The organism is Enterococcus lactis (assembly GCF_015751045.1).
In the GTDB taxonomy this organism is placed as follows: domain Bacteria; phylum Bacillota; class Bacilli; order Lactobacillales; family Enterococcaceae; genus Enterococcus_B; species Enterococcus_B lactis.
In genome coordinates this window covers 186968-203080 of record NZ_BNJW01000001.1, presented here as the reverse complement: position 1 = coordinate 203080, position 16113 = coordinate 186968, and the positions used below count along the sequence as shown (strand labels likewise).

Sequence of the window (16113 nt, the reverse complement as noted above, 5' to 3'; positions counted from 1 at the left end):
GTGTAAAGGTTTATTTAACAAGGAAAATATTGAAAATAAAAAAACACGCATTCCTTATTAGGAACACGTGTTCTGATTAAAAAAGTGATACTTCAGTCGGATGGTGAAGAAATTCTTCTACTCGTTTTGCATCCTCCTCATTTTCTGAGATGATCATGATCGTATCAAATCCAGCAATCGTACTGACGATAGGAGGAGGCTTGATCTCATCTAAAACAGATGCAAATAAATGAGCATTGTCTGGCAAGGTATTAACGATTGTCAAAAAGTGGACTCGTTCGACTTTCAACACAATGTCTTCAATCATTTGAATCAGCCGATCCTCTTCTTCAGTCTTAGTATCAGGAGTACCTTTTTCGCGAAACAACACAAAGCGGGAAATACCGTTTTCATCAGGTGCTTTCACGATTTTCAGATCACGTATATCTCGAGAAATCGTTGCTTGCGTTGCGGTAACGCCATAATGCCCAAGTTTGTTTAATAGTTCTTCTTGCGTACGGATCGGGAATTCTTCAATGACTTGTTTAATCAGCAAATGTCTTTGAGCTTTGCGCATTTTCTTTCTCCTTTACGAAAGATTTCACATGTATCATAACAAAAAAAAGAAGGATTGCCCAATAATATTCGTCTTTTATATCTAAAATTATTTTATGGAAAAAAGAGAATAAAGAAACAAAGAGAAATCTACTGTTTTTCTTGAATTCTTTTTGTCTTTCAGGTAAACTATTGAATGTTGAGCAGAAAAGTACATTTGCTCTTGCGATACGGATCTTTTGTCTGTATAATAGCTGAGGGTGCTTTATGCATCAGCAAATCCACATTCTTATTGGATTGTCGGTAGGTGCTTGAAAAAGTTTGCCGGCAAGGTAGAAGATAAGAAGAGGGAAAATAAAACCAAATCGGAGGAAACAAACATGGCAGTAATTTCTATGAAACAATTACTAGAAGCCGGCGTACACTTTGGTCACCAAACTCGTCGCTGGAACCCAAAAATGAAGAAATATATCTTCACAGAAAGAAACGGAATCTACATCATTGACTTACAAAAAACAGTTAAATTAGTAGATGCAGCTTATGATTACATGAAGAGCGTTGCTGAAGAAGGCGGCGTAGCATTATTCGTAGGTACAAAAAAACAAGCACAAGAAGCAATCAAAGAAGAAGCAACTCGTGCAGGACAATACTTCGTTAACCATCGTTGGTTAGGCGGAACATTGACAAACTGGGATACTATCCAAAAACGTATCAGCCGTTTGAAACAAATCAATGCAATGGAAGAAGATGGAACTTTTGAAGTTCTACCTAAAAAAGAAGTTGCTGGTTTGAACAAAGAACGCGAACGTCTTGAAAAATTCTTAGGCGGTATCGCTGATATGCCAAGAATCCCAGATGTAATGTACATCGTTGACCCACGTAAAGAACGTATTGCTGTTCAAGAAGCACACAAATTAAATATCCCAATCGTAGCTATGGTTGATACAAACTGCGATCCAGATGAAATCGACGTAGTAATCCCTTCAAACGACGATGCAATTCGTGCTGTTAAATTGATTACTTCAAAAATGGCTGATGCTTTCATCGAAGGAAACCAAGGTGAAGATCAAGTAGTTGAAGAAGATTTCACAGAAGAAAACACAGCAACATCAATCGAAGAAATCGTAGATGTTGTTGAAGGCGACAATTCTTCAGCAGAATAATTTTGAATGATGGAGCTGTTTCAAAGGCTGGGCGACAAGCCTCACTCTCCTTTGAAGCAGCTTTTTTTAAAAAGAACACACACAGGAGGAGTTAAACATGGCAGACGTTACAGCTAAAATGGTAAAAGAACTACGCGAAATGACTGGCGTAGGAATGATGGATGCGAAAAAAGCATTAGTTGAAGTAGAAGGCGATATGGAAAAAGCAGTTGATCTTTTACGTGAAAAAGGGATGGCAAAGGCTGCAAAGAAAAATGACCGCATTGCCGCTGAAGGATTAGCTTCAGTTGCTGTGAAAGGTAACACTGCAGCAATCGTTGAAGTAAACTCAGAAACAGACTTTGTATCTAAAAATGAAATGTTCCAAGACTTAGTAAAAGAAATCGCAGAACTTGTTGCTGAAAATAAACCAGCAGACATGGAAGCTGCAATGAAAATCAAAACAGATAAAGGAACGATTGAATCTGACTTGATCGAAGCAACTCAAGTTATCGGAGAAAAAATCAGCTTCCGTCGCTTTGAAGTTGTAGAAAAAGACGACAATGCTGCATTTGGCGGATACTTGCATATGGGTGGACGTATTGCTGTATTGACTGTTCTAGACGGAACAACAGATGAAACAGTTGCAAGAGACGTAGCTATGCACGTAGCAGCTATCAATCCTCGCTATGTAAACGAATCACAAATTCCAGAAGCTGAATTAGAACATGAAAAAACTGTTCTTACAGAACAAGCATTGAATGAAGGCAAACCAGCGAATATCGTTGAAAAAATGGTAGAAGGACGCTTGAAGAAATTCAAAGCAGAAATCGCTTTGGTTGACCAACCATTCGTTAAAGATCCTGATATGACTGTTGAAAAATACGTTGCTTCAAAAGGCGCAACTGTTAAAACATTCGTACGTTTCGAAGTTGGCGAAGGTATCGAAAAACGCGAAGATAACTTTGTAGAAGAAGTTATGAGCCAAGTGAAAAAATAATTCTGTTGAATGACAGACGGGAACGCACGCTTTGTGCGCTCCCTTTTTTTAAGCAAAACAAGAAAAACCAGGCTTAGCGTGTCGAAATCATCTAAGTATGGTAAAATGGCAATAGAAAATATTGGAGGAATGAACATGGTCACACCGAAATATCAGCGTGTAGTCTTAAAATTGAGTGGAGAAGCTTTAGCTGGGGATGCAGGATTTGGAATCAAACCACCAGTAATCAAAGAAATCATCCAAGAAATCAAAGAAGTTCACGAACTGGGCGTTGAAATGGCAATCGTTGTGGGCGGCGGAAATATCTGGCGCGGACAAATCGGAGCACAAATGGGTATGGAACGCGCTCAAGCTGATTACATGGGTATGTTAGCTACAGTTATGAATGCCTTAGCTTTACAGGATACGTTGGAAAACGTGGGTGTACCGACACGCGTGCAAACTTCGATTGAAATGCGTCAAATCGCAGAGCCATACATTCGCCGTAAAGCAGAACGTCATTTAGAAAAAGGACGGATTGTTATTTTTGCGGGCGGTACCGGCAACCCGTACTTCTCGACAGATACAACGGCAGCATTACGCGCAGCAGAAATCGGCGCAGATGTTATCCTGATGGCTAAAAACAATGTAGACGGTGTTTATTCTGCTGATCCGAAAGTAGATGCAAATGCAGTGAAATTTGAAGAACTGACTCATCTGGAAGTGATTGCTAAAGGATTACAAGTCATGGATTCAACTGCAAGTTCACTAAGCATGGATAATGACATTCCATTGCTTGTCTTCAATTTAAATGAACACGGAAATATTCGCCGGGCAATCTTAGGCGAAAATATCGGAACGACTGTAAGGGGGAAATAAAAATGGCAGATGCAATTATGATAGAAGCAAAAGAAAAAATGAAAAAAGCAGCACAAAATCTTCAACGTGAACTTGGGCAAATCCGCGCAGGCCGCGCGAATGCTAGCCTTTTGGATCGAATCACTGTGAATTATTACGGTGCACCAACTCCATTGAACCAAATGGCGTCAATCCAAATCCCAGAAGCACGTGTTTTAATGATCACGCCTTTTGACAAGAGCATTCTTCAAGATGTTGAAAAAGCTATTATGGCAAGTGATATCGGAATCAGTCCTACCAATGATGGAAATGTTATTCGTTTGGTTATCCCGCAACTGACAGAAGAACGCAGAAAAGAATTAGCTAAAGATGTGAAAAAAGAAGCAGAAAATGCAAAAATCGCGATTCGTAACATCCGTCGTGATGCGATCGACGAATATAAAAAACAACAAAAAAATGGTGACATTACCGAAGATGATTTGCGCGGACTAGAAAAAGACGTACAAACATTGACAGATAACAGCATTAAAGAAGTAGATAAGATCGCTGCTGATAAAGAAAAAGAATTATTGGAAGTTTAATAAAACCATAAAAACAGAGGGGCGGATCATTCCGCTTCCTCTGTTTTTATTTATGTTTCTTTTATTTAAAGATTAAAAAAAGAAAAAATTATTCAGTTTTTAAATAAAAAAACAATGATTTCATAGGAAAAACGTTTAGATATTGCTATAATACTTAAGATAGTGGGAATCTTTTAAGTATAGGAGGAAAAAGAATGTTACGTTTTTTTCCGCAAAAAAACAAATATATTCAAGAAAAAAGCGAATTTCAATTTAATGCCGATGGACCAATTCCTCAACACGTTGCCATCATCATGGACGGCAATGGTCGTTGGGCGCAAAACCGGCGTTTGCCAAGAGTCGCTGGTCATAAAGAAGGTATGGAAACAGTAAAGAAAGTTACAAAGAAAGCATCAAGGCTTGGAGTGAAAGTATTGACGCTTTATGCTTTTTCGACTGAAAACTGGAAGCGACCAAAAGATGAAGTAAGTTTTCTCATGCAACTACCTGTCGACTTTTTTGATACGTTCGTACCAGAATTGATCAAAGAAAACGTCAAAGTCCATGTCATGGGGTATGAGAACGTGTTACCAGAACATACGCAAGACGCTGTAAAACGTGCAATTGAGCAAACAAAAGACAATACCGGAATGGTGTTAAACTTTGCTTTGAATTACGGAAGCAGAGCAGAAATCGTGACTGCAGTCCAAAACATTGCTGAAGAAGTAGCAAAGGGAGAAATACAGGCAGAAGAAATCGATGATGAAGTGATTGCCAACCATCTAATGACAGGTTTCTTGCCCAAAGAATTACAAGATCCTGAGTTGATGATCCGTACAAGCGGAGAAGAGCGGATCAGTAATTTTCTGTTATGGCAGATTGCATATAGTGAATTGTATTTTACAAAAGCACTTTGGCCTGATTTTGACGGTGCGCATCTTGAAGAAGCAATTGCCTCTTATCAAAATCGAGATCGTCGATTCGGCGGTGTAAAAAAAACAGAAAATGAGAAAGGGGATCAGTCATGAAACAACGCGTAATCACAGCAGCCGTGGCGCTTGTCTTGTTTATTCCGATTATATGGATTGGGGGCATAGCGGTTGAGCTTACCGCAGCAGTCTTAGCTGTGGTAGGAGTTTATGAGCTTTTCCGGATGAAAGGATTGACTCTCCTAAGTTTTGAAGGAGTTTTATCCGCTATTGGTGCAGTGCTCCTTGTCTTGCCAAAAGAAAGATGGTTCTTCTTTCTTCCAGAGAACGTCAGTACATTTATGCTATTTTATCTTATCGTTATGATCCTTTTAGGGACGTCAGTTATTTCTAAAAATACGTATACGATTGATGAAGCAGGTTTCCCAGTACTTGTCAGTTTGTATGTAGGAATAGGCTTCCAGAATTTCGTCAATGCACGAACAGAAAGTTTAGCTGTTTTGATTTTTGGTCTGTTTATTGTTTGGGCAACTGATATTGGTGCTTATATGGTTGGCCGTCGTTATGGACAACACAAGTTAAGTCCGGATATTTCACCGAACAAAACGATTGAAGGTGCGCTAGGCGGGATCGGAAGTGCTGTTGTAGTCGCATTTCTTTATTTATTGCTATACCCAGCAAAAGAACTATTCAATCATGGTATGTTTGTCATGCTTCTGATGACGATTATTTTTTCGGCAGTCGGACAATTTGGCGATTTGGTCGAATCAGCAATCAAACGCCATTATGATGTGAAAGACTCAGGAAATATCTTACCGGGCCACGGAGGAATCTTAGACCGTTTCGATAGCTTGCTGTTTGTATTCCCTATCATGCATTTATTTGGCATTATTTAGTAAGTATACCTGCGTTTCTTTGTGATTTTCATAAAAGACGCAGGTTTTTGTTTCTCATTTTATTGATACTATTGGTGTCTTAGGTATACTATGGTAAAATTATAGTGTTTTAACGTTGTTTAAAAAAACACACAAAAAACAAGTAAAGGAGAAAAAAGCTATGAAAACGATACTAACATTTATCATTGTTTTTGGTATATTAGTGATTGTTCATGAGTTTGGTCATTTCTTCTTTGCGAAACGATCAGGAATCCTCGTTCGCGAATTTGCTATCGGTATGGGTCCGAAAATTTATGGGCATCAAGCAAAAGACGGGACAACATATACGCTTCGCCTATTACCTATTGGCGGTTATGTTCGAATGGCAGGCAATGGGGATGATGAAACAGAAATGGCACCAGGTATGCCTCTTTCTCTTTTACTAAATTCTGACGGCATCGTAGAGAAGATAAATTTAAGTAAGAAAATCCAATTGACAAATGCTATCCCGATGGAATTGAGCCGTTATGATTTAGAAGATGAGCTGACTATCACTGGTTATGTGAATGGGGATGAAACAGAAGTAGTGACCTATCCTGTCGATCACGATGCGACGATTATTGAAACCGACGGAACAGAAATCAGAATTGCACCAAAAGATGTACAGTTCCAATCGGCTAAACTGTGGCAGCGTATGCTGACCAATTTTGCCGGTCCGATGAATAACTTTATCTTGGCAATCGTGTTATTCATTATTCTTGCATTCATGCAAGGCGGTGTTCAAGTGACAAATACTAATCGTGTAGGAGAGATTATCCCTAATGGTGCTGCGGCAGAAGCAGGCTTAAAAGAAAATGATAAGGTAGTTAGTGTGGACGGTAAAGAAATCCACTCTTGGAACGATTTGACAACAGTCATCACGAAAAATCCAGGTAAAACATTAGATTTTGAGATCGAACGAGAAGGTAAGATGCAATCTGTCGAAGTGACACCGAAATCTGTAGAGTCAAATGGCGAAAAAGTTGGCCAACTTGGCATACAAGCCCCAATGAATACAGGTTTTATGGATAAGATCATCGGCGGAACACGTCAAGCTTTTAGCGGTTCATTGGAAATTTTCAAAGCCTTAGGATCACTGTTTACAGGTTTTAGTTTAGATAAATTAGGCGGACCTGTTATGATGTACCAATTGTCTTCAGAAGCAGCAAACCAAGGTGTAACAACTGTTATTGGTTTGATGGCGCTTCTTTCAATGAACCTGGGAATCGTCAATCTGCTTCCAATCCCTGCCTTAGATGGTGGGAAATTAGTGTTGAATATTTTTGAAGGGATTCGTGGGAAACCATTAAGTCAAGAAAAAGAAGGAATATTGACATTAGCTGGCTTTGGATTTTTAATGTTGTTGATGGTGCTAGTTACATGGAACGATATTCAACGATTCTTTTTCTAGAAAAAGTTGACAAATAGGGTATAATAACAAACGATAACTATTTTGAGGAAATAAAGGAGTATATAGAATGAGACAATCAAAAATGTTGATTCCAACATTACGTGAAGTTCCAAATGATGCAGAAGTATTAAGTCATCAAATCTTGCTAAGAGCTGGATATATCCGTCAAGTATCAGCGGGTATCTATTCTTATCTGCCATTAGCAAATCGTGTGTTAGAAAAGCTGAAACGTATCATGCGGGAAGAATTTGAAAAAATCGGTGCGGTAGAGATGCTGATGCCTGCCATCTTACCAGCAGAACTTTGGGAAGAGTCAGGACGTTATGAAACATATGGCCCAAACTTGTATCGTTTCAAGGACCGTAATGATCGAAAAATGATTCTTGGACCAACTCACGAAGAAACTTTCACTGATTTGATGCGTAATGAAATCAATTCGTATAAGAAATTACCTTTGAATCTTTATCAAATCCAACCTAAGTATCGTGACGAAAAACGTCCTCGTTTTGGTTTGCTTCGCGGACGTGAGTTTATCATGAAAGATGCGTATTCTTTCCATGCAACAGAAGAAAGTTTAGACGAAACATATAAAGATTATGAAAAAGCCTATACCGAAGTCTTCAAGCGTTGCGGTTTGGAATTTCGTTCGATCATCGGAGACGGTGGCGCAATGGGCGGAAAAGACTCAAAGGAATTCATGGCGATCTCAGAGATTGGGGAGGATACGATCTGTTATTCGACTGAAAGTGATTATGCTGCAAACTTGGAGATGGCTACAAGCTACTATGTATCAAAAAAATCGCATGAAACACAGCTTGAATTAGAGAAAGTAGCTACACCTAACGTAAAATCAATTGATGAAGTAGCAGATTTCTTTTCTGTTGAACCTCAAAAAATTATCAAGTCTGTATTGTTCATTGCGGATGAACAACCTGTCCTTGTTTTGGTACGCGGAGACCATGAAGTCAATGACGTAAAACTGAAAAACTATCTATCTGCTGACTTTTTAGAAGAAGCGACGGAAGAAGAAGCACAAAAATATCTAGGTGCTGAGTTTGGTTCTGTCGGACCAATCGGTGTTTCAGATGACGTAAAAGTATACGCAGACCGTTATGTCCAAGATTTAGCGAATGCCATTACTGGAGCGAACGAAACAGGATTCCACTATAAAAATGTGAATCCAGAACGCGATTTCACTGTGCTTTCTTATGAAGATCTTCGTTTTGTACAAGAAGGCGATCCTTCACCAGACAACAACGGTGTTCTTGCCTTTACACGAGGAATCGAAATCGGACATATCTTCAAAATTGGCACTCGTTACAGTGAATCTATGGGAGCAACCGTTCTAGACGAAAACGGACGGGAAAAATTTGTGATTATGGGCTGTTATGGTATCGGTGTGAGCCGTTTATTATCAGCAATCGTAGAACAACATTCAGATGAACAAGGAATCAATTGGCCAAAAGGAATTGCGCCATTTGATCTGCATATCGTCCAAATGAATCTAAAAGACGAATACCAAACAAACTTGACGAATGAACTAGAAGAAGCGATGACAAAAGCTGGCTATGAAGTACTGGTTGATGACAGAAATGAACGCGCAGGAGTGAAATTCGCGGATTCTGATTTGATTGGCTGTCCAATCAGAATTACTGTCGGTAAAAAAGCAGTGGATGGAATCGTAGAAGTGAAAATCAAGAAAACTGGCGAAATGGTTGAAGTACGTAAAGAAGAATTGGCGAATACTTTACCAATCCTCTTGAACCAAGGCGAATAATAAGCGTTAAAACACAGAAAAGTAAAATAGCTGGATCAGCTGTTTTTGACAACCTGATGTTTCGCTTTTAAAATTGGAACTGTGATGTGAATCACAGTTCCAATTTTTTAATGTAAAACTCAGAAAAAACGAGTATACTAAAAGGTACTGAAAAAGAAGAGGATACGATGTAATCAATTGCATAGTTTCTCATCAGAAAGGGCGTATATCTTTGTCAGAAAAACGAGATTTATTTGAAAAACTGTTGGAACAAATCCAACTAGAGGAAGCAGAAAAAAATCATCCACTGCTTACTGCTGGTGAAATGGATAGTGTAGTGGTCCATCGTAAATCGCGTTTATGGGAATTTACGCTGCATTTTTCTAAAATTTTGCCTATTATGCTGTATCGGTCATTGGCTCAGCATCTGACTGTCGCTTTTAAAGAGATTGCACAAGTCAAATTGAACATCTTAGCAGATGACCAGACATTCGATGAACAGCTCTTGCAAGATTACTGGGCCCAAGCTTTGGAAAATCAGCAATGCGATACACCACTAGCACAGCAAGTAGTGAAAACGCAAGTACCTGTGATAAAAGATCGTAAAGTCATCTTGCCAATCGACAGTACAGGGGCTATTTCATATTTGAAACAGCAATACTTACCGTTAGTAGAAGAGTTGTTCGTCAGTTACGGATTCCCGAAATTTCGTATCGAACCAGAAGTGGATGAGCAGCAAGCGGAACGTGTATTGAAACTTTTTGAAGAACGTAAACAAGAACAGGCAGAAGCCTTTATGAAGCAAGCAGCTGAAAGTCTAGTTGTTCATGAGCAAAAGAAAAAAGAAAGAAAAGAACAGTCACCAGCTCTTGAAGGACCCATCCAGCTAGGACGAAATATTCCAGCAGATGAGCCCACAACACCAATGATCAATATCGTCGAAGAAGAACGGCGAGTCACTCTTGAAGGGTATGTGTTCGATAAAGAAGTCAGAGAACTACGCTCAAAACGCAAGATCTTGACTTTGAAAATCACAGATTATACTTCATCATTTATCGTCAAAAAATTCTCAAATGGCGAAAAAGATGAACAGATATTTGATGCGATCAGTGTCGGCAGTTGGCTAAAGGTACGTGGAAGTATCCAAGAAGATACGTTTGTCCGTGATTTGGTCATGAATGCCCAAGATATCGTTGAAGTCAAACATACCCCTCGTAAAGATTATGCTCCTGAAGGGGAAAAACGGGTAGAACTTCATGTTCACAGCAATATGAGTACGATGGATGCAACGAATAGCATTTCTGATCTGGTGGCACAAGCAGGAAAATGGGGACACCGTGCCATCGCCATTACAGACCATGGTGGCGCACAAGCCTTTCCAGAAGCTCATAGTGCCGGGAAAAAAGCAGGCGTGAAAATCTTATACGGTGTGGAAGCGAATGTCGTAGATGATGGTGTACCTATTGCTTATAATGATGCGCATGAAGCATTGAACGAAGCCACATATGTCGTATTTGACGTGGAAACGACAGGATTGTCTGCGGTATACGATACCATTATCGAGCTCGCTGCAGTCAAAATGTACAAAGGAAATGTGATCGAAAGCTTTGATGAATTTATCGATCCAGGACATCCTTTATCCCGAACAACGGTGGATTTGACAGGTATTACAGATGAAATGGTTCGAGGATCGAAGTCAGAAGAAGAAGTCTTGCGGATGTTCCTTGAATTTTCAAAAGGTACAATTCTGGTAGCCCACAACGCGGCTTTTGATATGGGATTCTTGAATACTAGCTACGCAAGATATGGCATTCCTGAAGCAGCCAATCCAGTTATTGATACCTTAGAATTAGCCAGATATCTATATCCGCAATTCAAACGTTTCGGATTAGGTGTGTTATCCAAAAAATTTGGTGTCAGCTTGGAACAGCATCACCGAGCAATCTATGATGCTGAAGCAACAGGTCATTTAGCTTGGATCTTTGTGAAAGAGGCAATGGACAATCATCACATGCTTTATCATGATCAGCTAAATGAGCATATCGGAGAAGGAGATTCTTACAAACGAGCCCGACCTTTCCATGTAACGATTTTAGCAAAGAATCAGGCAGGACTGAAAGATTTGTTCAAACTGATTTCAATGTCGAATGTCGAATACTTCGAACGTGTCCCGCGAATACCACGCTCCCAATTGAAAAAGATGCGGGAAAATCTATTGATCGGCTCAGCTTGTGATAAGGGAGAAATCTTCGAAGCCATGATGCAAAAAGGGGTAGAAGAGGCAAGAAACAGAGCAAAATTCTACGATTATATTGAAGTTATGCCAAAAGCAGTCTATGCACCTTTGATCGAGCAAGAATTGGTAAAAAATGAACATGATTTGGAAGAAATTATCCAAAACTTAGTAGAAATCGGAAAAAGTTTGGATAAAATCGTTGTTGCAACAGGCAACGTTCATTATCTCAACGAAGAAGATGCCATTTACCGAAAAATTTTGATCAATTCTATGGGCGGAGCGAATCCGTTGAATCGTCATAGTTTGCCAGATGTCCATTTCCGAACAACCGATGAGATGCTCACCGCTTTTCACTTTTTGGGGGAAGAAACAGCAAAAGAGATCGTAGTGGATAATACGAATAAAATCGCAGATATCTGCGAAGAAGTGATTCCAGTCAAAGATGAGCTTTATACACCGAAGATTCCAGGTTCAGAAGATGAGATATCAGAATTGAGTTACACAAAAGCAAAACAAATGTACGGAGATCCGTTACCTGAAATTATCCAAAAACGATTAGAAAAAGAGTTGAATTCTATTAATGGTAATGGCTTCTCGGTTATTTATCTGATCGCCCAAAAACTTGTGCATAAAAGTAATGAAGATGGCTATCTAGTAGGTTCACGTGGCTCTGTTGGCTCTAGCTTTGTTGCAACGATGACTGGGATCACTGAAGTGAATCCTTTAGCTCCCCATTATTACTGTCCAGAGTGCCAATATTCCGAGTTCTTTGAAGATGGCACATACGGTTCTGGATTTGATATGCCAGAAAAACAATGTCCAAAATGTGGTGCACGCTTAAATAAAGATGGTCATGATATCCCATTTGAGACATTTTTAGGATTCCATGGAGACAAAGTGCCCGATATTGATTTGAACTTCTCAGGTGATTATCAAGCAGAAGCACATAACTATACGAAAGTATTGTTTGGTGAAGACTATGTTTACCGTGCCGGAACGATTGGTACAGTCGCCGATAAAACAGCATATGGGTATGTAAAAGGTTATGAAAGGGACAATAATCTGCAGTTTCGAAGTGCAGAAGTCGACAGATTGGCAAAGGGTGCAACAGGAGTCAAACGGACAACTGGTCAGCATCCTGGGGGGATCATCGTTATTCCAGATTATATGGATGTCTACGATTTTACGCCGATCCAATATCCAGCAGACGATCAAAATTCGGAATGGAAAACGACCCATTTTGATTTCCACTCAATTCACGATAATGTATTGAAATTGGATATTCTAGGACACGATGACCCAACTGTTATACGGATGCTTCAAGATTTATCAGGGATTGATCCACAAACGATTCCCACAGATGACCCGGAAGTGATGCGGATATTTGCTGGCCCTGAAGTACTAGGGGTAACCCAGGAACAGATTTATTCTAAAACAGGAACATTAGGTATTCCAGAATTCGGCACTCGTTTTGTTCGAGGAATGTTAGAAGAAACACATCCTACAACTTTTGCAGAACTACTTCAAATATCCGGACTATCTCATGGTACAGATGTATGGTTAGGAAATGCCGAAGAATTGATTCGACGTGGGGATGCGACATTGGCGGAAGTAATCGGCTGTCGTGATGATATCATGGTTTATTTGATTCATGCTGGATTAGACAGCGGGATGGCATTTAAGATCATGGAAACTGTTCGTAAAGGACAATGGAACAAGATTCCTGATGAATTGAGAGAAACCTATCTATCCGCGATGAAAGAAAATAATGTGCCTGATTGGTATATCGACTCTTGTTCGAAGATCAAGTATATGTTTCCGAAAGCCCATGCTGCAGCTTATGTATTGATGGCTCTTCGTGTTGCTTATTTCAAAGTATATTTCCCTATTTTGTATTACTGTGCATACTTTTCTGTACGTGCAGATGATTTTGATCTAGTCTCCATGTGCAAAGGAAAAGATGCTGTGAAGCAAGCAATGAAAGAAATCACGGACAAAGGGCTAGATGCTTCCGTAAAAGAAAAAAATCAGCTGACCGTGCTAGAGTTAGCCAATGAAATGTTAGAACGAGGATACAAATTTGGGATGATCGATCTGTACAAATCGGATGCAGTTAATTTTGTTATCGAAGGAGATACGTTGATTGCGCCATTTAGAGCTGTCCCTAGTTTGGGAACCAATGTAGCAAAACAAATCGTTGAGGCAAGAAAAGATGGTCCATTTTTATCTAAAGAAGATCTTGCTACTCGCGGGAAAGTTTCAAAAACATTGATCGAATATATGAACGATAATGGTGTATTGAAGGATTTACCAGACGAAAACCAATTATCGTTATTCGATATGTTATAAGCATCTGTTATCTTGTCTGCTTGTAATTTTAAGCAGAGTATGGTATAGTTTTTATAGGTAATGATACTAACTGTGAGTGAGCGGATTTTTCGCTCACTCTTTTTAATGGAATTACGCACTTAATTTTTAAGGAGGCGAAACTTTTGAGTAGCGTCGTTGAAACAGTCACGGAAATGGTGACACCGATTTTAGATGAACAACATTTTGAACTTGTCGAAGTCGAATTTGTAAAAGAAGGAAAAAGCTGGTTCTTACGAGTATTTATTGACAAAGAAGGCGGAATCGATATCGAAGAATGTGCCTTTGTCAGTGAGAAACTGAGCGAAAAACTTGATGCAGCAGATCCAGATCCGATTCCTCAAGCTTATTTCCTGGAGGTATCCTCCCCTGGAGCAGAGCGGCCATTGAAAAAAGAAAGCGACTATGAAAAGGCACTTGGCGATTATGTCCATGTCTCCTTATACCAACCAGTAGATGGCGAAAAACAATACGAAGGATTTCTTCAATCATTTGATGCTGAACAGCTTACATTGAAAATACGCATAAAAACACGAGAAAAAGAATTGACTTTTGACCGAAAAAATATTGCAAAAGCTCGCTTAGCTATCCAATTTTAATCACGGAGAGGAATCAGAAAAAATGAGTAAAGAAATGTTAAATGCGTTAGACGCTTTAGAAGCTGAAAAAGGGATCTCAAAAGAAATCGTGATCGATGCTTTAGAAGCAGCATTGGTTTCTGCATACAAACGCCACTATGGCCAAGCACAAAATGTCGAAGTGGAATTTGATCAGATAAAAGGAAAGATCCATGTCTATGCAGTAAAAGAAGTAACGGAAGAAGTGATGGATTCACAGTTGGAAGTCTCATTGAAAGATGCACTTTTGATTAATCCAGCATATGAGATCGGTGATACGATCCGTTTTGAAGTCACACCAAAAGATTTTGGGCGGATCGCTGCGCAAACAGCTAAACAAGTTATCTTGCAGCGTGTACGTGAAGCAGAAAGAACGATCATTTATAACGAATTCAGTGCTTATGAAAAAGACATCATGCAAGGAATCGTTGAACGTCAGGATAAACGTTATATTTATGTCAACCTTGGCAAAATAGAAGCAGTTCTTTCTAAACAAGATCAAATGCCAAACGAATTTTACCAACCTCACGATCGTATCAAAGTCTATGTTTCTCGAGTAGAAAATACGTCTAAAGGTCCGCAAGTATTTGTTAGCCGCAGCCATCCGGATCTATTGCGTCGCTTATTTGAGCAAGAAGTCCCAGAAGTTTATGATGGAATCGTTGAAATCGTCAGCATTGCTCGTGAAGCCGGCGATCGATCAAAAGTAGCTGTCCGTTCAAACGATCAGAACATTGACGCAGTCGGTACATGTGTTGGACCAAAAGGACAACGTGTCCAAGCAATCGTCAATGAATTAAAAGGTGAAAACATGGATATCGTTGAATGGAATGAAGATCCAGCTGTATTCATTGCAAATGCATTGAATCCTGCACAAGTCATGGATGTGATTTTTGATGAAACCAATCCTAAAGCTTGCACAGTTGTCGTTCCAGACTATCAATTATCGTTAGCAATCGGTAAACGTGGACAAAACGCACGTTTAGCTGCTAAATTGACTAACCATAAAATCGATATCAAATCAGAATCTGATATGGCGGAATTTTATGAAAAACAAGAACAACAAAACGAAACAGAAGAATTGCATGACGAAGCAATCGTTCAGTCAGATTTGACAGACGATGAGTATGAAGCAATTGCGTTCAATAATGAAACGGTCGAAGAAAAACCAGAAGCTTAACTTTAGTAAGGAGGCAAAGAGATGAAACAAAGGAAAATTCCTTTACGCAAATCTGTGGTTTCAGGTGAAATGAAACCTAAAAAAGAGATGGTCCGAATCACCCGTTCAAAAGAAGGGGAAGTATCGATCGATCCAACTGGAAAAATGCCTGGACGAGGAGCGTATGTCTCACTTGAGCCGGAAGAAGTACAACAAGCTTGGGATAAAAAAATTCTCGATCGAGTACTCGAAACAACTTTAACAGATGAGTTTTATCAAGAACTACTTGACTATGTCACTCACCAAAAAGCACGTAAAGAGTTATTTGGAAAATGAACACAGTCAATCGGCAAAAAGCCATGAATCTCATGGGTCTGGCGATGCGCGCGGGAAAACTGATCACGGGCGAAGAACTGACCATTGCTGAAATCCGCAAACAAAAAGCAAAATTGGTGTTTGTGGCAACAGATGCAAGTGAGAATACAAGAAAAAAGATAAAAGATAAGAGTTCATACTATGAAGTTCCTTGCTTTGAGCTATTTTCTGAAGCAGAAATCACGCAGATGATCGGAAAACCTCGCAAGGTATTCGGAATAATGGATGCCGGATTTGCGAAGAAGACCAAGGAGCTAATTGAAGGTTAGGAAGGTG

General features: G+C 39.5%; 14 protein-coding genes. 13 read left to right on the top strand and 1 reads right to left on the bottom strand.

Features of this window, described 5'->3' with window-relative positions:
• Positions 1–76 precede the first annotated feature (76 nt).
• Entirely contained in the window at positions 77–556 is a 480-nt protein-coding gene (locus KFO35_RS00970) for an arginine repressor (protein ID WP_002316352.1), read from the bottom strand.
• Between the two features lie 358 nt (positions 557–914).
• On the opposite strand from KFO35_RS00970, the gene rpsB reads away from it, so the two are divergent.
• The 13 genes from rpsB (at position 915) to KFO35_RS00905 (ending at position 16106) form a co-directional block, all read left to right on the top strand.
• A complete protein-coding gene (rpsB, locus tag KFO35_RS00965; protein ID WP_002293880.1) occupies positions 915–1697 on the top strand; it encodes a 30S ribosomal protein S2 in 783 nt (260 codons plus the stop codon).
• Positions 1698–1794: 97 nt separating this feature from the next.
• Positions 1795–2676, top strand: a complete 882-nt coding sequence (gene tsf / locus KFO35_RS00960) for a translation elongation factor Ts (RefSeq protein WP_002293878.1) — start codon at positions 1795–1797, stop codon at positions 2674–2676.
• Positions 2677–2811: 135 nt separating this feature from the next.
• On the top strand, positions 2812–3534 hold the full coding sequence (pyrH, locus tag KFO35_RS00955; RefSeq protein WP_002293877.1) for a UMP kinase: 723 nt from the start codon (positions 2812–2814) through the stop codon (positions 3532–3534).
• Positions 3535–3536: 2 nt separating this feature from the next.
• Positions 3537–4094, top strand: a complete 558-nt coding sequence (gene frr / locus KFO35_RS00950) for a ribosome recycling factor (protein ID WP_156271832.1) — start codon at positions 3537–3539, stop codon at positions 4092–4094.
• 194 nt (positions 4095–4288) lie between these two features.
• The gene (gene uppS / locus KFO35_RS00945) at positions 4289–5101 is read left to right on the top strand and encodes an undecaprenyl pyrophosphate synthase (RefSeq protein ID WP_002314807.1); all 813 of its coding nucleotides are present in this window, start codon (positions 4289–4291) and stop codon (positions 5099–5101) included.
• Complete coding sequence (locus tag KFO35_RS00940; RefSeq protein WP_002308898.1) at positions 5098–5898, top strand: phosphatidate cytidylyltransferase; 801 nt, start codon at positions 5098–5100, stop codon at positions 5896–5898. Before uppS ends, KFO35_RS00940 begins: the two co-directional genes overlap by 4 nt.
• Positions 5899–6058: 160 nt before the next feature.
• Positions 6059–7327, top strand: a complete 1269-nt coding sequence (gene rseP / locus KFO35_RS00935) for an RIP metalloprotease RseP (RefSeq protein ID WP_002314808.1) — start codon at positions 6059–6061, stop codon at positions 7325–7327.
• Positions 7328–7394: 67 nt separating this feature from the next.
• The gene (locus KFO35_RS00930) at positions 7395–9104 is read left to right on the top strand and encodes a proline--tRNA ligase (protein ID WP_002314809.1); all 1710 of its coding nucleotides are present in this window, start codon (positions 7395–7397) and stop codon (positions 9102–9104) included.
• Positions 9105–9315: 211 nt separating this feature from the next.
• A complete protein-coding gene (locus KFO35_RS00925) occupies positions 9316–13668 on the top strand; it encodes a PolC-type DNA polymerase III (protein ID WP_156271830.1) in 4353 nt (1450 codons plus the stop codon).
• A gap of 143 nt (positions 13669–13811) precedes the next feature.
• Positions 13812–14285, top strand: coding sequence for a ribosome maturation factor RimP (gene rimP, locus KFO35_RS00920; RefSeq protein ID WP_002308902.1), 474 nt, complete (start codon positions 13812–13814; stop codon positions 14283–14285).
• 22 nt (positions 14286–14307) lie between these two features.
• Complete coding sequence (gene nusA / locus KFO35_RS00915) at positions 14308–15483, top strand: transcription termination factor NusA (protein WP_002314811.1); 1176 nt, start codon at positions 14308–14310, stop codon at positions 15481–15483.
• Between the two features lie 21 nt (positions 15484–15504).
• Complete coding sequence (gene rnpM / locus KFO35_RS00910; protein ID WP_002288501.1) at positions 15505–15798, top strand: RNase P modulator RnpM; 294 nt, start codon at positions 15505–15507, stop codon at positions 15796–15798.
• Positions 15795–16106, top strand: coding sequence for a YlxQ-related RNA-binding protein (locus KFO35_RS00905; protein WP_002314812.1), 312 nt, complete (start codon positions 15795–15797; stop codon positions 16104–16106). Before rnpM ends, KFO35_RS00905 begins: the two co-directional genes overlap by 4 nt.
• Positions 16107–16113: the final 7 nt, after the last annotated feature.